Origin of the sequence: Alistipes megaguti (genome assembly GCF_944320325.1) — a bacterium.
GTDB classification, from domain to species: Bacteria; Bacteroidota; Bacteroidia; order Bacteroidales; family Rikenellaceae; genus Alistipes; species Alistipes megaguti.
Map to the genome: position 1 here is coordinate 1 of NZ_CALUHA010000015.1, position 17378 is coordinate 17378.

At 62.1% G+C, this 17378-nt stretch carries 15 protein-coding genes and 1 pseudogene; 10 read left to right on the top strand and 6 right to left on the bottom strand.

Features of this window, described 5'->3' with window-relative positions; all coding sequences use genetic code 11:
- Positions 1-133: 133 nt before the first annotated feature.
- Positions 134-1618, top strand: a complete 1485-nt coding sequence (hutH, locus tag PUQ42_RS05460; RefSeq protein ID WP_273371723.1) for a histidine ammonia-lyase — start codon at positions 134-136, stop codon at positions 1616-1618.
- The gene (gene hutI / locus PUQ42_RS05465; protein WP_273371726.1) at positions 1615-2865 is read left to right on the top strand and encodes an imidazolonepropionase; all 1251 of its coding nucleotides are present in this window, start codon (positions 1615-1617) and stop codon (positions 2863-2865) included. Before hutH ends, hutI begins: the two co-directional genes overlap by 4 nt.
- 179 nt (positions 2866-3044) lie before the next feature.
- Here the strand turns inward: hutI and PUQ42_RS05470 are convergent, their stop codons facing one another.
- From PUQ42_RS05470 to PUQ42_RS05480, 3 genes are all read right to left on the bottom strand, one after another.
- The gene (locus PUQ42_RS05470) at positions 3045-3875 is read right to left on the bottom strand and encodes an endonuclease/exonuclease/phosphatase family protein (protein ID WP_273371729.1); all 831 of its coding nucleotides are present in this window, start codon (positions 3873-3875) and stop codon (positions 3045-3047) included.
- A 15-nt stretch (positions 3876-3890) separates the two neighbouring features.
- Positions 3891-5141 carry an MFS transporter gene (locus tag PUQ42_RS05475; RefSeq protein ID WP_273371732.1) on the bottom strand — a complete coding sequence of 417 codons (1251 nt, stop codon included), beginning with the start codon at positions 5139-5141 and terminating at the stop codon, positions 3891-3893.
- Between the two features lie 69 nt (positions 5142-5210).
- Positions 5211-5786 (bottom strand): helix-turn-helix domain-containing protein, encoded by a 576-nt coding sequence (locus PUQ42_RS05480; RefSeq protein WP_232009214.1) that lies wholly within the window; start codon positions 5784-5786, stop codon positions 5211-5213.
- Here PUQ42_RS05480 and PUQ42_RS05485 point away from each other — a divergent pair.
- The 8 genes and pseudogenes from PUQ42_RS05485 to PUQ42_RS05515 all read left to right on the top strand — a co-directional run bounded on the left by PUQ42_RS05485 (position 5769) and on the right by PUQ42_RS05515 (position 11941).
- The gene (locus PUQ42_RS05485) at positions 5769-6155 is read left to right on the top strand and encodes a hypothetical protein (protein ID WP_273371734.1); all 387 of its coding nucleotides are present in this window, start codon (positions 5769-5771) and stop codon (positions 6153-6155) included. The two genes, PUQ42_RS05480 and PUQ42_RS05485, sit on opposite strands and share 18 nt — an antisense overlap.
- A 50-nt stretch (positions 6156-6205) precedes the next feature.
- Complete coding sequence (locus PUQ42_RS05490) at positions 6206-6421, top strand: hypothetical protein (RefSeq protein WP_273371736.1); 216 nt, start codon at positions 6206-6208, stop codon at positions 6419-6421.
- A complete protein-coding gene (locus PUQ42_RS05495; protein ID WP_232009211.1) occupies positions 6412-6657 on the top strand; it encodes a permuted SH3 domain-containing protein in 246 nt (81 codons plus the stop codon). The genes PUQ42_RS05490 and PUQ42_RS05495 overlap by 10 nt, the downstream gene beginning before the upstream one ends.
- Positions 6654-8809 (top strand): annotated as a pseudogene (locus PUQ42_RS05500) (efflux RND transporter permease subunit). Before PUQ42_RS05495 ends, PUQ42_RS05500 begins: the two are co-directional and overlap by 4 nt.
- 2 nt (positions 8810-8811) lie before the next feature.
- Entirely contained in the window at positions 8812-9513 is a 702-nt protein-coding gene (locus tag PUQ42_RS05505) for a hypothetical protein (protein WP_475652126.1), read from the top strand.
- Positions 9514-9528: 15 nt separating this feature from the next.
- Positions 9529-9846, top strand: coding sequence for a TolC family protein (locus PUQ42_RS10385; RefSeq protein WP_475652127.1), 318 nt, complete (start codon positions 9529-9531; stop codon positions 9844-9846).
- Positions 9847-9865: 19 nt separating this feature from the next.
- Positions 9866-10516 (top strand): helix-turn-helix domain-containing protein, encoded by a 651-nt coding sequence (locus PUQ42_RS05510; protein WP_273371739.1) that lies wholly within the window; start codon positions 9866-9868, stop codon positions 10514-10516.
- Positions 10517-10714: 198 nt separating this feature from the next.
- Complete coding sequence (locus PUQ42_RS05515) at positions 10715-11941, top strand: permease (RefSeq protein ID WP_273371742.1); 1227 nt, start codon at positions 10715-10717, stop codon at positions 11939-11941.
- Between the two features lie 141 nt (positions 11942-12082).
- Here PUQ42_RS05515 and PUQ42_RS05520 read toward each other — a convergent pair whose 3' ends face one another.
- The 3 genes from PUQ42_RS05520 to ppk1 form a co-directional block, all read right to left on the bottom strand.
- Positions 12083-14134 carry a glycoside hydrolase family 20 protein gene (locus PUQ42_RS05520; RefSeq protein WP_273371745.1) on the bottom strand — a complete coding sequence of 684 codons (2052 nt, stop codon included), beginning with the start codon at positions 14132-14134 and terminating at the stop codon, positions 12083-12085.
- Positions 14135-14420: 286 nt separating this feature from the next.
- Positions 14421-15323 carry a Ppx/GppA phosphatase family protein gene (locus PUQ42_RS05525; RefSeq protein WP_087405237.1) on the bottom strand — a complete coding sequence of 301 codons (903 nt, stop codon included), beginning with the start codon at positions 15321-15323 and terminating at the stop codon, positions 14421-14423.
- Positions 15323-17377 carry a polyphosphate kinase 1 gene (gene ppk1, locus PUQ42_RS05530; RefSeq protein WP_273371749.1) on the bottom strand — a complete coding sequence of 685 codons (2055 nt, stop codon included), beginning with the start codon at positions 17375-17377 and terminating at the stop codon, positions 15323-15325. The genes PUQ42_RS05525 and ppk1 overlap by 1 nt, the downstream gene beginning before the upstream one ends.
- Position 17378: the final 1 nt, after the last annotated feature.

A 17378-nucleotide genomic window follows, 5' to 3' on the forward strand; every position in this document is an offset into this window, starting at 1 on the left:
CGAGGGGGCACAGGCCACCATCCGCCGTCAGATGGAGCGTACGCCCGATCTGCAGGTGACGATGCCCCATGCGGCCAACAACGAACTAGTGCGCAACGCTTTGAAAAAAAACGAGTAACAACGATTATTTGATATGGAACATCATCATATCTCGGCGGAGCGGCTGACGCTGGCCCGCGTCCGCGAAATCATGGAACGCCACCTGAAGATCGACCTCTCGGAGGATGCCCGGCGACGCATTGTCCGCTGCCGCGAGTATCTCGATCGCAAGATGGAGAATCCCGATCAGCCGATTTACGGCATTACGACCGGTTTCGGGTCGCTGTGTGACATCTCGATCGGAGGCGACGATCTGGCGCAGCTGCAGCGAAATCTGGTCATGTCGCACGCCTGCGGTACGGGCGAACGCGTCCCTTCGGAGATCGTCCGTCTGATTCTGCTCTTTAAGATTCAGTCGCTGGCGTACGGTTATTCGGGTGTGCAGCTGGCAACGGTCGAACGGCTCGTCGAGTTTTTCAACCGCGATATCCTGCCTGTGATCTATCAGCAGGGTTCGCTGGGTGCCTCGGGCGATCTGGCTCCGCTGGCCCACATGAGTCTGCCGTTGCTCGGTTTGGGCGAAGTCGAGTGCGAAGGGCGTGTGAGACCCGCCGGCGAAGTGCTCGAGGAGTTGGGCTGGAAGCCCGTCGAGCTGCAGTCGAAGGAGGGGTTGGCGCTGTTGAACGGTACGCAGTTCATGAGTGCCTACGGTGTCTGGTCGGTGCTCGCCGCACAGCGGCTGAGCGAGTGGGCCGACCGCATCGGAGCCCTCTCGCTCGATGCCTTCGACGGCCGCATCGAGCCCTTCTGCGACGAGGTGCACAAGATCCGCGCCCACAAGGGGCAGCTCACCACCGCCCGCGCTATCCGCCATTGGCTGGAGGGCAGCGAGCTGATCGCGCGTCCGAAGAAGCACGTGCAGGATCCCTATTCGTTCCGCTGTATGCCGCAGGTACACGGCGCCTCGAAGGACACGATCGACTATGTGGCCGGCGTGCTTGAAACCGAGATCAACTCCCCGACGGACAACCCGACGGTCTTCCCCGAGGAGGACATGGTTGTCTCGGCCGGCAACTTCCACGGACAGCCCATTGCGCTGGTGATGGATTTTCTGGCCATTGCGCTGGCCGAGTTGGGCAACATCTCCGAGCGGCGGACCTATCAGCTGATCTCCGGAGCCCGCGAGTTGCCGAAGTTCCTGGTGGCCAATCCCGGTCTGAACAGCGGTTTCATGATCCCGCAGTATACCGCGGCGTCGATCGTCAGTCAGACCAAAGGTTTGTGCATGCCGGCGTCGGTCGACTCGATTCCCTCGTCGCAGGGGCAGGAGGATCACGTCAGCATGGGTTCGAACGCCGCCACGAAACTCTGGCGCGTGGTCGGTAACACGGAGCGCGTGTTGGCCATCGAACTTTTCAATGCCGCGCAGGCCATCGAGTTCCGGCGTCCCGCCCGCACGTCGCCTGCCCTGGAGCAGATGCTCGCTGATTATCGGCAGCGGGTCCCCTTCATTGACAACGATCAGGTGATGTGTCGCCACATTGCCGCTTCGGTGGAATTTCTGCGTGAAGAACGATGAAACGGCTGTTGGTCAAGAACATCGGCCGTGTGGTCGGCATTCAGCCCGAGGAACGGCTGTGGATCTGCGGTGCGGAGATGGATCGGCTCGAAACACTGGCCGACGCCTGGCTGCTGGTCGAGGGAGAGCGGATCGCCGCTTTCGGCGAAATGGCTTCGCTGGACGGTGTCACGGCCGATGAAGAGGTCGATGCCGAAGGCGGAATGCTCTTTCCCTCGTTCTGCGATTCGCACACCCATCTGGTCTATGCCGGAAGCCGCGAGCAGGAGTTTCTCGACAAGATCCACGGCCTCTCCTACGAGGAGATTGCCCGGCGCGGAGGCGGGATTCTCAATTCGGCCGACCGGCTGCACGCCACCTCCGAGGAGGAGCTTTACCGGCAAGCTATGGAACGCGTGTGGGAGATTATCGCCATGGGGACCGGCTGTGTGGAGATCAAGAGCGGCTACGGCCTTTCTACCGAGGACGAGCTGAAGATGCTGCGCGTCATTCGCCGCATCCGCCAGACGGCACCTCTCGAAGTGCGGGCCACGTTTCTCGGGGCCCATGCCGTGGCGCGGGCCTATCGCGGCCGGCAGGGGGAGTATGTCGATCTGGTCTGTCGGGAGATGATCCCGGCGGTGGCCCGCGAGGGGTTGGCCGATTTTGTCGATGTTTTCTGCGACGAGGGTTTCTTCACGGTGGACGAGACACGGCGCATTCTTGCTGTCGGTCGTCAGTATGGTCTGCGGCCGAAGATTCATGCCGACGAGTTGGCCGCTTCGGGTGGTGTCGAGGTCGGTGTTGCGTGCGGCGCCCTCTCGGTCGACCATCTCGAGCGGGCCGGCCGGGCCCAGATCGAGGCGTTGCGCGGTTCGCAGACGATGCCTACGCTGCTGCCCGGGGCCGCCTTCTTCCTCGGGATGAGTTATCCTCCGGCCCGGGAGATGATCGCTGCCGGGCTGCCCGTGGCGCTGGCTTCGGACTACAATCCCGGATCGTCGCCCTCGGGGAACATGCGCATGGTGGTCTCGCTGGCCTCGATCCGCATGCGGATGACGCCGGCCGAGGCCATTCACGCCGCAACGCTCAACGGTGCCTGTGCCATGGGGCTGAGTCGCGACTTCGGGAGCATCACCCCCGGTAAGGTGGCCAACTTCTTCGTGACGCGGCCCATGCCCTCCGTAGAGTTCTTCTCCTATGCCTATCAGACGCCGTTGATTCGGCAGGTCTTTCTCCGCGGCACCGGTCTAAGAGACCGGTTCTAGGGGCGCCGGCTTAAAAGCCGGTCCCAAGGTGGAGGGTGCCCGGGCCCGGGAAGTGGATACGGCCGCCTTCCGGTCCGCAGGCATGAGAAAACCCCGGTCGCATGTGTGACCGGGGTTTTTGTCGCAAGGACAACCGTAACGCGTGATCCGATGATGCGCGGCAGGCTGTGGCTGCGATCTCAGAGTGTGAAGACGATCTCGATCGGGTAGTGGTCCGAGAGGTAGGGCACGCCGTAGTTGCCGTCGAGCGTGGCGAAGCGTTCGCAATGCATCCGACCCCGGAAGTAGAGGTGGTCGATGACAATCGTATCGGGCGCTGCTCCGTATCCGTTATAGGTTCCCTTGTTGTCTGTCTGTTTGGCTTTTGCGCGGGCTGACTTCATCCATCGGTTCAGGGGCTTGAAGATCGGACTTTCGGTTGACGAATTGAAATCTCCACCCAGAACAACGGCCGATTTCCGGCCCGCTATCTCTCGGATTTTTTCGGTCAGCAGTGCTATTCCCAGCTCGCGTGCCATGCTTCCGCGGTGATCCAGATGCGTGTTGAAATAGAAGAAGCTCTTCCCCGATGCCTTGTCGCGCAGGTGAACCCACGTGGCCGTACGGTTGCAGGCTCCGTCCCATCCCCGCGATACCTGATCCGGCGTCTCGCTCAGCCAGAAGGTGCCGCTGTCGAGCAGTTCAAACCGGTCGCGCAGATAGTAGATCGCCATTGTCTCGCCGCGGGTGGCGCCGTCGTCACGGCCGACTCCTACGCGCGCGTAGGCCGGGCACGCTTGATCGAGAAACTGAAGCTGGTCGGCCAGTGCCTCCTGGACGCCGAACAGATCCGGTGCCTCCTCGGACAACATCCGCGGAGTGGCTTCCCGGCGGTATTGCCACGAATTCGCTCCATCGTCGGCGCCGCTGTTGCGCAAATTGCAGGAGATCAGTTTCAACGTGACGGGTTCGGCCTGCGTCGGAAGCGCAAGCCCCGCTGCAAAGAGCAGCAGCAAGGTGATACGTTTCATGTGTTTCATATTCAGTTAGTGGGTTGTATGTTCAGTGGACTGTAATCCGGGACCCGCCGCGGGGCGTATGTCCGGCAGCAGCAGGGCGATGATGCCCAGCAGCGGCAGGTAGGAACTGGCCCGGAAGATGAACTCGATGCTCGTATGGTCGGCCAGCCATCCGAAAAAGGCCGAGCCGATACCGCCCAGTCCGAACATCAGTCCGAAGAAGATCCCCGAGATCATTCCCACCTTGTCCGGCATCAGATCGGTGGCATAGACCAGAATCGCCGAGAAGGCCGAGGCGATGATCAGCCCGACGAGAATCGACATCGTGATGGTCCAGAAGAGATTCAGGTAGGGCAGCGCCAGCGCAAAGGGCGCCGCGCCGAAGATCGAAAACAGAATGACGTATTTGCGCCCGTAGCGGTCGCCCAGAAAACCGCCCAGCAGCGTCCCGGTGGCGAAGGCCGCCAGATAGGCGAACAGGCACAGCTGCGACTGCTGGACCGTGACGCCGAAACGGTCGATCAGAAAGAAGGTGAAGTAGCTCGTCATGCACGACGTGTAGAAGTACTTCGAGAAGATCATTACGACGAGGATCCACATCGCATGGCGGATCTTCGTGCGCGGAAGCGTGCAAGGGGTGATCGTCCGGTTGCGGAGCGGTGTATTCGGCCCCGTGAGCATCAGGCTGTACCAGTTGCCTACGCGCAACAGCAGCACGGCGGCCAGCAGCGCTGCGCCGGCAAACCATCCCACGGCGTGTTGGCCGTAGGGCAGGACGATCAGTGCCGCCAGCAGCGGCCCGATGGCGGCACCGCCGTTGCCGCCGACCTGAAAGATCGACTGTGCCAGACTCTTGCGGCCGCCCGAGGCCAACTGGGCTACCCGCGAAGCCTCGGGATGGAAGACCGACGAGCCTCCGCCGATGAGGGCTACCGTGGCAAGAATGGCCCCGTAGGCCGAGGTGAAGGAGAGCGCCACAAGCCCCGCCAGCGAAAGGCACATCCCCAGCGAGAGCGAGTAGGGTTGCGGATGGCGGTCGGCATAGAGCCCGACGAAGGGCTGGAAGATCGACGAGGTGATCTGGAATACCAGCGTGATGAGGCCGATCTGGGCAAAGGTGAAGCCGAAGCTCTCCTTGAAGATCGGATACATGGCCGGGATGACCGACTGGATCATGTCGTTCAGCAGGTGACAGAAGCCGATGGTGAAGAGAATCGAGTAGGTCGTCTCCGCCTTGAGCGTCGGGTGTCCCTTGAGTGTGGTGAGCAGGCTTTTCATGACGGTAGTTTTTTCGGCCGTAAAGATAGAAAATTTTGGGCAGATGACTCCCGAAAAATGCTTCCTCGTCTATTTGATCGACCGGTAGGCCGACGGGGTCATGCCGGTATGCTGCTTGAAATATTTGCCGAAAAACGACTGGTTCGAAAAGTGCAGGTAGTAGGCGATTTCCTGGATGTTCATGGTCGAGTACTTCAGCAGGTTTTTCGCTTCGAGAACCACATATTCATCGATCCATTCCGTGGCTGTGCGGCCGGTCGTGGTGCGCAGCAGCGTCGTGAGGTATTTCGGGGTCAGATGGAGCCGCTCGGCGTAAAAGCCCACGCTGCGCTCCTGCATGTAGTTGCGCGAAAGCTCCTCGATGAATGTGTTGAAATAGAAGGCATTGCGGCCGCGGGCCGTATCTTTGGCCTGTTTGTCGCCGGAACGTTGCCCGAGCTGGTCGTCGATCGCCCGGCAGATCCGGTAGGCCAGGGCCCGGAAAAGCGTGAGCAGAATCTCCTCCGACAGCGAATCGCGACGCTGCCGATGCCATTCGCCGGAGATCTCTTCGAGTGAACGCGTGATGTCCGACCACTCCTCGTCACTCAAGGTCAGATACGGATGCTCGCGAACCGCCATGAACAGGTGCAGAAGTTGTTTCATGTCGATGTGGATCCGGTTGATGAACTCCTCTTCACACAATATAAGGAATACGAAAGCCTTTTCCTGCGACTCCACCTGGACGATCCGGCCCGGCGGGCAGACAAACATCGTGTGGGAGACCAGCGTGCAATGTTTCAGGTCGGCAGTGATCCGGATCGAACCTTTGGAACAAAAAACAATGGGCCGGCCTTTCCCCTTCTCCCCGAAAAACCTTCCTTTGCACCAAAATCCAATGTAAAAAATTTCTTCGATATGAAACGTGCTGTTTTTGGAGCCCTGCTCCTGCTGGCGGCCGGCTGCTCCTCCTCGACGAATCCCTCGTCGTCGAACCCCGCGAGGACATCAATGCCGGTATTTATGTGGGTGTGATCGAGGAGCAGAACTCCGCTGCTCTCAGTTTCCCCGTCGCGGGAACCCTGATGAGAGTCTGTGCCGACGGGGGCGCCCGTGTCCGAAAAGGCGAACTGCTGGCCGAACTCGATCCTACCTCGGCCCGCCAGACCTTCGAGGCCGCCAGGGCCGCTTTCGGACAGGCCCGCGATGCATCGCAGCGTCTGCAGCAGCTGACGTACGCGCGTCGTTGGGCAACCGCGACGGACGGCTGCTTCCCGGAATGGTTTGTCGCGTGGCGGTGACGCCCGCAACGGCCCTCGAGGAGATCGCCGTGCCCGTGAGGGCCGTACAGCAGGCCGGCAACGGTGCCCGTTTCGTATGGCGTGTCCAGGGCGATTCGGTCGTCAGGGCCGATGTCCGCACGGGACGCTTCGTCGAAAACGGCGTCGTGATCGAAGAGGACCTCCGGGAGGGTGACCGCATCGTTGTCGACGGCATGCAGAAGATCGGTCAGGGTTCCAAAGTCGTACTGCAATGAAAAGCTCGAACAACGTCATAGCCTGGGCCATGCGGAACTTCCGCATCACGTTCCTCATCATCGGCTGTCTGTTCCTCTTCGGAATCTATGCGCTGGCGCGCATTCCCAAGCAGGAGTTCCCCGAGTATACGATCCGCCAGGGGGTGGTCGTCGGCCTCTATCCCGGCGCTGCCTCCGAAGAGGTCGAGCTGCAGCTGGCCAGGCCCCTCGAACAGTTCCTGATGACCTACAAGGAGGTCAAACGCCACAAGGCCACCTCCACGTCGCAGAACGGCATGTGTTACGTGATGGTCGAACTCAACGACGATGTCAACAACAAGGACGAAGTCTGGTCGAAGATCAAACACGGCCTCGTCTCGTTCAAGGCCCAGCTGCCGGCCGGAGTCGTGGCGCTGGTGGCCGCCATCACCATTCCCCCTGTCGATGTTCATCTCCATCGGGGTGATGTATCTGTGCGGCATCCCGTTCAACACGGTGACGCTGGCCGCTCTGATCGTCGTGCTGGGAATGATCGTCGACAACTCGATCGTCGTCATCGACGGCTATCTCGACTACCTCGGACGAGGCTATTCGCGCTGGTATGCCGCCGTCGAGAGCGCCCGCGAGTTCTTCCCCTCGCTGCTTCTGGCGACGGTCTGCATCTGCATGATCTTCTATCCGCTGCTCTTCACCTTGTCGGGCATGTTCCGCGACTTCCTGAATTTCTTCCCCTGGACGGTGACGATCAATCTGATGGTCTCGCTGCTGCTGGCCGTGCTGGTGATCCCCTTCCTCGAGGTGCTGATCATCCCGGTCGTGCAACCCCGTCCGGAGGGTAAGGTCTCGCTGACGGACCGTGTGCAGAACCTCTACCGGATGCTGCGTGCCGACGATCGGGTAAAGTCCGTCACGTCGTTCGTAGGCTGTTCGTCGCCCCGCTTCCAGATGAGCTATGCCCCGCAGATCGCCGGAAAAAACTTTGCGCAGTTTATCGTCAACACCGTGTCGATCGAGGCCACGGAGGAGGTCCTCGACGAGTATGCCGACCGCTGGGCCGACCGTTTCCCCGAGGCTTACGTCAAGTTCAAGCAGCTGGACTACCAGAATGTCCCCTCGCTCGAGTTCCGCTTTTACGGCGATGACCTCGATTCGCTGCACGTGGCCGCCGAACGTCTGATGGATCGCATGCGCGCTGTCGACGGCCTGCAGTGGATCCACTCCGATTACGAGGAGCCGCGGGCTATTGCCGAGGTGACGCTCGATCCCGTGACGGCCGCCCAGTTGGGCGTCACGCGCACGATGACGGCCGCCAATCTGGCTCTTGCGGCCGGCGATGTGGCCGTCGGGGCGGTCTGGGAGGGAGACTACAAGGTGCCCGTTGTGCTGAAAAACGAAGACTGCGACGGTGAACGCTCGCTGTCGGATGTCGCCGATACGTATGTCTCGTCGCTCGTCCCAGGCGTGAGTGCCCCCCCCCCTGCGCCAGATCGCCTCGGTCGAACCCCGCTGGAGCGAGTCGAAGATTGTCCACCGTAACGGAATGCGCTGCATCACCGTTTCGGCCGATCTCCAGCGCGGCGTCAATGCCATGCGGAAAACGGCCGAGATCCGTAGCGTGATCGACAACGAACTCCGCTTGCCGCAAGGGGTTGCAACCGAGGTGGGAGGTGCCCGCGAATTCGATGAGGAGAACCTCCCGCCGATTATCTGCGGACTGGCCATCTCGCTGGTCATCATCTTCTTCTTTATCCTCGTCAACTTCCGCAAGTTCGGCATCTCGCTGGTCATCATGGCCGCCATGTCGCTCTGTCTGTTCGGGGCGATGGTGGGGTTGTGGATCGCCGGCTTCACGATCGGCCTGACCTCCTTGCTGGGATTCATCACGCTGCTGGGCATGATCGTGCGCAACGTCATCCTGATGTATCAGCACGCCGAAGGCAAGCGCAAAACGTGCCACTGGTCGGCGCGTCTGGCCGCCTACGACGCCGGCAAGCGCCGCATGGTGCCCATCTTCCTGACGACGGCCACGACGGCCGTGGGCGTGGTGCCGATGATGTTCGGAGGCAGCAGTTTCTGGGCGCCGGTCGGCGTGACGATCTTTGCCGGCGGCATCGGGTCGCTGATCCTCGTGGTGACGATTCTTCCGGTTCTCTATTCCAAAATCTACAAGTAGTGATGAAAACACGATTCATAGCTCTCTTTTTGACGGCGGGCCTTCTTTCCATCGGGCAGGCCGGGGCCCGGAGCCTCACGCTTGAGGAGTGCCGTCAGGCCGCCGTCGAGCACAACCGCACGCTGCAAGATGCACGCTTCGATCTCGAGGCTGCCCTGCAGACCCGTCGCGAGGCCTTGACGAACTATTTCCCGCAGATCTCCGCTTCGGGCGGCGCCTTCCAGGCTCAGCACGGGCTGGTGCAGGCCGATTTCGGGCTGACGATCCCCCAGATGGGGACGATGAATCTGCCGATCTCGATGGTCAAGCGCGGCATGTTCGGCTGTGTGACGGCCGTTCAGCCCGTGTTCGCCGGCCTGAAAATCGTCAACGGCAACAAACTTGCATGCCTGGGCGAGGAGGTCGGGCAACTGCAGGTGCGGAAAACCGAAGGCGAGGTGCGCGAGCAGACCGATACCTATTACTGGCAGATCGTCGCCCTGAAGGACAACCTCTCGACCATCGAGGCCGTCGATCGGAGGGTCGAGTATCAATTGGCCGAAAAGAACGTTGAGGCACAGAGGTACCAGACGCGCATGGAGCGCGGCAAGCGCTTGCCGACGGTCGGTGTCGGGGCCGGGTATCTCTACTACAACATGACGGAGAAGAATGTCGACGACGGGATGGTTTTTGCCCAGGTGTCGGTGCCGATCTCCGCGTGGTAGGGCGGGGCTCATGCTCTGAAAAAGGCCCGGATCCGCGAGGACCAGGCCGAAAACGACCGTCTGCAGGCTCGTGAAATGCTGGCCGTGGAGATTGAAAAGTCGTGGAGCGACCTGCAGGAGGCTTATGCCCAGATTGTGCTGGCCCGGCGTTCGGTCGACTCCGCAACGGAGAACCTGCGCGAGAACCGCAATTTCTATCAGGCAGGAACCGCTCCGCTGACCGATCTGCTCGATGCCGAAACCCTCTACACCCAAAGTCGGAACAACCTGACGTCGGCCTTTGCCGCCTATCGTACGGCGATGGCCCGTTATATGCGGGTGACGGGTCGCTAAATGCTCCGAACGGCTCCGGATGGCTCCATACGGCGGGCTGCGGGCGGTGGTCGGACTTCGGTTGGGCCGCCGCTCGTTTTTTTCGGAGGTTTTCCCTATCTTTGCCGACGTGGTACTGCGCATCAAAAACATGGTCTGCGACCGCTGCGTGATGGTCGTCCGCACCGAACTCGAACGGTTCGGCTGCCGGGTTGTATCGGTCCGGCTGGGCGAGGCCGAGATCGTGGGGGAGTTGTCGTCCGAACGCAAGGCCGAGTTGGCCGCACGGCTCGAGGCGTTGGGCTTCGAACTGTTGGAGGATCGGCGCGAACGGTTGATCGAGGCCGTCAAGCGTGCCGTGATCGAACTGGTGCGCGGTTCGGAGGTGGTGCCCGACGTGCGGCTGTCGGACTATCTGCAGGAGCGGCTGCGCGTCGACTACCGTCAGATCAGCGCCCTCTTCTCCGAGACCGAGGGCCGTACGGTCGAGAAGTATTTCATCGCCCAGAAGATCGAACGCGTCAAGGAGCTGCTCATCTACGACGAACTCCCGCTGGCCGAGATCGCCTTCCGGCTCGGCTATTCGAGCGTCGCCCATCTGAGCGCCCAGTTCAAGCAGGTCACCGGGTTGACCCCGAGCCGATACCGGCAGTCGGGCGGCGGACGAAGGCAGACGCTCGACAAGGTATAGCGTCGATCGGTGTCGGGTGGTGGCGTCGGGCCGTTCATGGCGGTCGGCGCATCGTGAAGGGCGGCGTGCGGGGCTTCGTCAGGGAAAGTGCCCCGATGGCTCTCTTCCTCGAAAAATCCTGTAACGAATATCGGGAAATCTGTAACACCGCGGCGGAGAGGGTTGGTTATCTTTGCGGCGTAAAAACTACCGATTCTCATGCAGGAGTATCTCATGCCGTTCGTGGCGCTGCTCAACGAAATGTCGCCTTATCTGCTGCTCGGCTTCCTGATTGCCGGGTTGCTGCATGCTTTCGTGCCCGGGCGGTTCTATGCCCGTTATCTGGCCCGCAACAACTTCCGCTCGGTGGCGCTGGCCGCCCTGTTCGGCGTGCCGTTGCCGTTGTGTTCGTGCGGGGTGATCCCCACGGCCATGGCCATGCACCGCGAGGGGGCCTCGAAGGCCGCCACGGTCTCGTTCCTCATTGCGACGCCCCAGACCGGTGTCGACTCCATTCTGGCAACGGCCGGACTGCTCGGCCTGCCCTTTGCGCTGGTGCGCCCCGTGGCGGCCTTCACGACGGCGCTGGTCGGCGGTGCGCTGGTCGGTGCTGCCTGCCGCGACGAGGCTCCGTTGAGCTGCACCGCCTCCGCCGAAGCGCCGAAGCGGCTGTCGTTCCTCGGGCGCTGCCTCTCGGCGCTGCGTTACGGATTCGGCGAGATGATGCAGGACATCGGCCGCTGGCTCGTCATCGGGCTGCTGCTGGCCGGAGCCATTACGATCTTCGTGCCGGATGACCTCTTTGCCGTCTCGGCGCAGCACCCGCTGTGGGGCATGCTGCTCGTGCTGGCGCTCTCGATCCCGATGTATCTCTGCGCCACGGGTTCGGTGCCCATTGCGGCGGCGCTCATGCTCAAGGGTCTTTCGCCCGGTGCCGCGCTCGTGCTGCTGATGGCCGGACCGGCCACGAACATGGCCGCCATTCTGGTCATCGGAAAGGTCCTCGGACGCCGCACGCTGCTGCTCTATCTGACGGCCATCATCGTCGGGGCCATCGGTTTCGGTTTGGCGATCGACACGCTGCTGCCTGCCGAGTGGTTTCAGCCCCTGCAGTCGACGATGATGGCCGGTCATTGTTCGCATGCCGCGGCCACTCCCTGGTGGCAGGTCGCATCGAGCATCCTCTTCGTCGTGCTGCTCGCCGCGGCTCTCTTCAAGCGCTATCGCAAAACCAAAACCAATACGGATATGAAAAACACGTTCAAGATCAAAGGCATGATGTGCAACCACTGCAAGGCCAACGTCGAACGGGGGCTGTCGCAGGTCGAGGGTGTGACGTCGGTCGAGGTCGATCTGGCGGCTGGAACGGCTCACGTCGAGGGAACGTTCGACCCGAAGAAGGTCATTGCGGCCATTGACCGGCTGGGTTACGAGTACGTCGGATAGGCGTTGCCGTTACGCGATGGTCGGCTGTGCCGGAGGGCAGGGCTGACGAACGAAAAGCGCCGGCTCCGGTGATCTCCGGGACCGGCGCTCTGTTGGTCGGGGTGTCGGGTGTCGGGGTGTCGGGACGTCGGGGGGGGCGGATCAGCGGACGATGATCTCGTCGGTGAAGAGCCAGCCGCCCGGACGGTCGTTGCGCCAGGCGCGGTAGCGGACATAACGCCCCCGGGCCTCGCCCTGCCAGCCGAAGGCACGGTATTCGGGGCGTTCGGCCTCTTCGGGGTAGTCGTTCGTCAGGGTGGCCAGCGTGCGGAATTCGCGGCCGTCGTCCGAAACCGCAATCTCAACCCGCACCGGAAGCCATACCCACGCCGAAAACCACTGGATGAAGTCCGCCGTGATCTCGTGCAGAGGCTTTGTCGTGCCAAGATCAATCGTCACGTCAATATCATCGAGAAATCCCTGCCAGCGCGTACCGTAACTCCATGAACCGCGCAGGCCGTCGGTCAGAGCCGTCTCTCCGCCGGCCGCATACTGATCCCGCCATCGTGTGGCGTAGTCGACCCGGCAGCCGCGGGCCAGATGATCCGTCTCGGTGAGCGATTCAGGGCGTTCGCCCGCTTCGTGTGCGAGGTCGAAGGCGTTATAGCCCGCCCGGCGGATCCGCTCGGTGAGGTCGAGCGCCCGGCGGTGAAAATCGTCGAAATCCTTCTGCCCGGGTTGGCTCCACGCCACCTCGGCCAGCGCGAAGAGACGCGGGTAGAGCATGTATTCAGCCTGTTCGGGGGTCGGGATGTATTCGGTCCAGAGGTTGGCCTGCACGCCCCGGATCCATTCGCGGCCGGGCATCGCATCCGGCGCCGGATCGTACGCGTAGACCTTGCGCAGCGGCAGATAGCCCGAGAAGGCCTGCGGCTCGGTGGTGGGATTGTCCTGGTAGCCGTCGAAGTAGCAGTGCGACCCCGGGGTCATCACCACCTCGTGGCCCGCTGCGGCGGCTTTCCGTCCGCCCTCCTCGCCGCGCCACGACATGACCACCGCATCGGGTGCCAGTCCGCCGTCCAGAATCTCGTCCCAGCCGATCAATCTCCGGCCGTGTCCGGCCAGAAACCCGCTGATGCGGTGGACGGCGTAGTTCTGCAGTTCGTCGACCGATGCCAGCCCCTCACGGCGCATCCGTTCCCGGCATTTCGGACAACTCTTCCAGCCCTGCTTCGAGGCTTCGTCGCCTCCGATGTGGATCCACTCCGAGGGGAAGAGCTCCATGACCTCCGTGAGAACATGTTCCAAAAATTCGAATGTCGCCTCGTTGCCGATGCAGAAGTCGCCCGTCGCATAGGGTTTGCCCGTGCAGCTGAGTTCCGGATAGACCGCCAGCACCTCCTCCGAGTGGGCGGGCATCTCGATCTCGGGAATCACGGTGATATGCAGCGAATCGGCCAGAGCCACCACCTCGCGGATGTCGGCTTTCGTGTAGTAGCCGCCCGAGGCTTCCGGATCGTCGCGCCGACAGTAGCGGTGGCCGCCGTCGCGCCATTGCTGCCACGTCGCGCCGCGACGCCAGGCTGCCACGTCGGTCAGCTGCGGATAGCGGTCGATCTCGATCCGCCAGCCGGCTCCGTCCGTCAGATGCCAGTGGAAGCGGTTCAGCTTCAGGCGGGCCATCATCCGCAACTGTTTCTTGACGAACTCCTTGTCGAAAAAGTGTCGCGACACGTCGAGGTGCAGGCCCCGGTACGGAAAGCGCGGTGCATCGGTGATCCGCAGGCAGGGAAGTTCCGCGCCGTAGTGATCGTAGAGCTGCTGCAGCGTTTGCAGACCGTAGAAGAGGCCCGCTTCGCCCCGCGAGAGGATCTCCACGCCGCGGCGCGTGATCTCGAGCCGGTAGCCCTCCTCCGATTCGGGCAGTGAGGCGTCGTCGCTGCAGGCCAGCCGCAGTTGCGGAAAACGGACCGGCTGTCCCTCCCGGCTCGGATCGGCAAGCGGAAGGCCGGTGGTCACGATCCAGGCGGCAAGGGCTTCCGAGTCGGGAGATTCGATCTCGACATGGAGCGGGCGTTCGAGATTCAGCACGCCGCCGAGCGGTTCAGTCTCTTGCGGTTGCGGAATGATGCAGGTATCGAGCGGTGCCGTCTGTCGGCAGGAGAGGTTCAGCAGCAGGGGCAGCAGAAGCAGCCATCGTGCGGTTCGGTTCATCGGTCGGTCGTTTTAGTAGGGTAGTTACAGACAAAGATAGAAATTTTTGTCCGGTTGCCACCCACTCAGAAATAAAATTCCGACTGCAGCGCATGGATCGTCTCCTTGTCAAGACGAATCGCCCCCTCCCCTTGCAGGCCAGCCAGCCGAGTGCCGGCAGAAGCTCCTCGGCGGTGAGTGTCGTCCGGGCGGACAGCTCGGCGAGGGTGATGTAACCTGCGGTGCGCAATTCGCGGTCGATGCGACGGGTTTTTTCCGCAAGCGGGCGATTGTGCTCTTCCATGGTTTACCGGTATGGGAGATTATATTGGCGGTAAAGTTGTCGGATGATGCCGTCGGCCAGTCCCTGTCGCGGAACATCGATCGTCCCGATCCGGCAGAGGCGTGTCACGTCGGTGAAGATCCCAAGAGCCGGAACAATCACCTCCGCCCTGCTCTGATTCAGGTAGAACTGCTCCATGCGCTGCACGACATTCAGACTCCGCAGCCGCTCATAGAGGGCCGTGAGTTCCTTGGCGCGGATCGCTTCCCGGGACCGCTTTTCGAGCAGCTTGTGCACCTTGTTGATGTTGCCGCCCGAACCGATGATGACCGTCGGACGGTAGGCCTCGGCCATTCGGACCAGCCACTCCTCGAACCGTTTCCATTCGGCCGGGTCGGTCGCCCCGCTCAGAATGCGGACCGTCCCGAGGCGGAACGATTCGGCCGCCTGTTTCCGCCCCAGGGCGTAGACGACGATCTCGGTGCTGCCGCCGCCCACGTCGACATAAAGGTAGCTTTTCGTCGGATCGAGACGCTCCTTGAGTCCCCCGGCCGCAAAGATCGTCTCGGCCTCCTCTTCGCCGCTGATCGTCTCGACCGTGATGCCGCTGCGAAGCCGCACGCGTTCGAGAATGTCGCGGCTGTTGGCCGCCTCGCGCATGGCACTGGTGGCGCAGGCGCGGTAGTCGCGCACGCCGTAGGCCCGGAGCAGCGCCGCAAATCCCTGCATGGCGTCGCACAGCGCCTCGGCACGGTCGTTGCCGATATGCCCCCGCAGGAAGACGTCGTCGCCCAGACGGACGGGAACCCGCACGAAGGCAGCCTTCTTGTACTCCGTACGCTGATCCTCGTATTGTTCCACATAGTCGATCAGCAGCCGGATGGCGTTCGAGCCGATATCGATGGCTCCGAAAGTCTCTCGATTCATCATTTTTCCTGTTCCTTGTAAAAGTCGTAGAGGGCGGTCTGGCTGCGGAGGCGTTCGGCTCCGGGAGCCGCTTCAATATGGGGGTTATGCTCCTGGTCGGCCAGGTCGCGGGCCTTGACGTTGTCGGCCCACTGCAGGTCGAAGACCCGGTGGAGACATTGCAGAATCTGCCGGTCGAGGATCGGTGTGCAGACCTCGACCCGCCGGTCGAGGTTGCGCGACATCCAGTCGGCCGATCCGATGTAGGCCACCTCGTCGCCGCCGTTGGCGAAGAGGTAGAGCCGGGCGTGTTCGAGGTACTTGTCCACGATGCTGATGGCCCGGATGCGGTCGCTCATCCCCTGGACCGCAGGCTGCAGGCAGCAGGCCCCGCGCACGATCAGCCGGATCTCCACGCCGGCTCGCCCGGCCTCGTAGAGGCGTTCGATGATCCGCTCGTCGGTCAGCGAGTTGCACTTGGCCCGGATGTAGGCCGGACGGCCCTTGCGGGCATTGCGGATCTCGCGGTCGATGAGTTCGGTGAAGGCGTCGCGCATGTAGTAGGGCGAGACCAGCAGGTGCTTGTAGCGGTAGCGCTTGTGGCTGTTCATCAGAAAGCCGAAGACGTTGCGCACATCCTCGACAATGCCCCGATGGGCCGTCAGCAGACCGTAGTCGCTGTAGATGCGCGCCGTATCCTCGTTGAAGTTCCCGGTGCCGATGTAGGCGTAGCCGCGCAGGCCCGATCCTTCGTGACGCTCGATGAGCACGATCTTGCTGTGCACCTTCAGATCCTCGATCGTATGCAGGATGCGCACCCCTTCGCGTTGGAGCAGATCGGTGTGTTCGATGTTCTGCTCCTCGTCGAAGCGCGCCTTCAACTCGACGAGCACGGCCACCTGTTTGCCGTTCCGGGCGGCGTTGACCAGGGCGTTGATCACCTTCGAGTGTTCGGCCGTGCGGTAGAGCGTGATGAAGATGCTCTCGACGCGCGGATCAATCGCCGCCTCGCGCAGAAAGTCGATGAAGTGCTGGAACGGGTGGTAGGGGTAGTTGAGAAAGAGGTCGCGGCGCCGCACCACCTTCAGAATGCTCTGGAAGGGGTGAATGTCGCGATGGTGCAGCGGCTCGGGATTGGCCGTGAGCAGCTCGGGACGCACCCGCGGAAACTTCATCAGATCCTTCATCAGGTGGTAGCGTTCGCCCGGAGCCAGCATTTCGGGTTTAAGTTTCAGCTTGCCGACCAGTACGTCGAGCAGATCCTGCGGCATTTGACGGTCGTAGATCAGGCGGATCGGAGAGCCGTAGCGACGCTCCTCGACCCCTTCGGCAATGCGTTCGAAGAGACTCTTCGAGACGTCGTCGTCGATCGTCAGTTCGGCGTCTCGCATGATCTTGAACGTATGGGCCGAGATCCGGTCGTAGGTGAACATGAAGAAGATGTCGTCGATCATCAGGCGGATCACGTCGTCGAGAAAGATCACGTCGCTGTACCCCTCCTCGGAGGGGAGCACGACGAAACGCGGACAGGCCGAGCTGACCGGAATGCAGACGACGGCATAGCGGGTCGAACGCTCCTCGTCGCAGGTCATCTTCACGCCCAGATAGGCGTTTCCGTCGGGAAGGAAGGGAATCTTGACCGATTTGCGCAGGATGAGGGGCACGAGACGCGGCGAGACCACCGTGGCGAAGTAGTCGCGGCAGAAACGCTGCTGCGACTCGGAGAGGTGTTTTTCGTCGACGACGCGGATGCCGCACGCCTCCATCCGGCGGAGAATGTCGCGATAGGTCGAGACGAAAAGCTCCTGCCCGCGGTCGGCCCGGCGGCTCACCGCCTCGAGCAGGGCGGCCGGGGTATATCCGCCAAGCAGCTGTCGGTTGCGTTGCTTGCGCGAACACTTCAGCCGCATCAGGTTGGCGATGCGGACCCGGAAAAATTCATCCTGGTTGTTGGAATAGATGCCCAGGAACTGCAGGCGCGAGAGCAGCGGAACGCTCGGGTCCTGCGCCTCCTGCAGAACCCGTTCGTTGAACGAGAGCCAGCTCAACTCGCGGTTGTTGAACGAATAGTCCATA

Excerpts from the sequence above, each read along its gene's own strand:
- hutH (WP_273371723.1), top strand. The coding sequence starts at position 134 with ATGGAACATCATCATATCTCGGCGGAGCGGCTGACGCTGGCCCGCGTC.
- hutI (WP_273371726.1), top strand. The coding sequence starts at position 1,615 with ATGAAACGGCTGTTGGTCAAGAACATCGGCCGTGTGGTCGGCATTCAG.
- PUQ42_RS05470 (WP_273371729.1), bottom strand. The coding sequence starts at position 3,875 with ATGAAACGTATCACCTTGCTGCTGCTCTTTGCAGCGGGGCTTGCGCTT.
- PUQ42_RS05475 (WP_273371732.1), bottom strand. The coding sequence starts at position 5,141 with ATGAAAAGCCTGCTCACCACACTCAAGGGACACCCGACGCTCAAGGCG.
- PUQ42_RS05480 (WP_232009214.1), bottom strand. The coding sequence starts at position 5,786 with ATGAAACAACTTCTGCACCTGTTCATGGCGGTTCGCGAGCATCCGTAT.
- PUQ42_RS05490 (WP_273371736.1), top strand. The coding sequence starts at position 6,206 with ATGAGAGTCTGTGCCGACGGGGGCGCCCGTGTCCGAAAAGGCGAACTG.
- PUQ42_RS05505 (WP_475652126.1), top strand. The coding sequence starts at position 8,812 with ATGAAAACACGATTCATAGCTCTCTTTTTGACGGCGGGCCTTCTTTCC.
- PUQ42_RS05510 (WP_273371739.1), top strand. The coding sequence starts at position 9,866 with ATGGCTCCATACGGCGGGCTGCGGGCGGTGGTCGGACTTCGGTTGGGC.
- PUQ42_RS05515 (WP_273371742.1), top strand. The coding sequence starts at position 10,715 with ATGCAGGAGTATCTCATGCCGTTCGTGGCGCTGCTCAACGAAATGTCG.
- PUQ42_RS05520 (WP_273371745.1), bottom strand. The coding sequence starts at position 14,134 with ATGAACCGAACCGCACGATGGCTGCTTCTGCTGCCCCTGCTGCTGAAC.
- PUQ42_RS05525 (WP_087405237.1), bottom strand. The coding sequence starts at position 15,323 with ATGAATCGAGAGACTTTCGGAGCCATCGATATCGGCTCGAACGCCATC.
- ppk1 (WP_273371749.1), bottom strand. The coding sequence starts at position 17,377 with ATGGACTATTCGTTCAACAACCGCGAGTTGAGCTGGCTCTCGTTCAAC.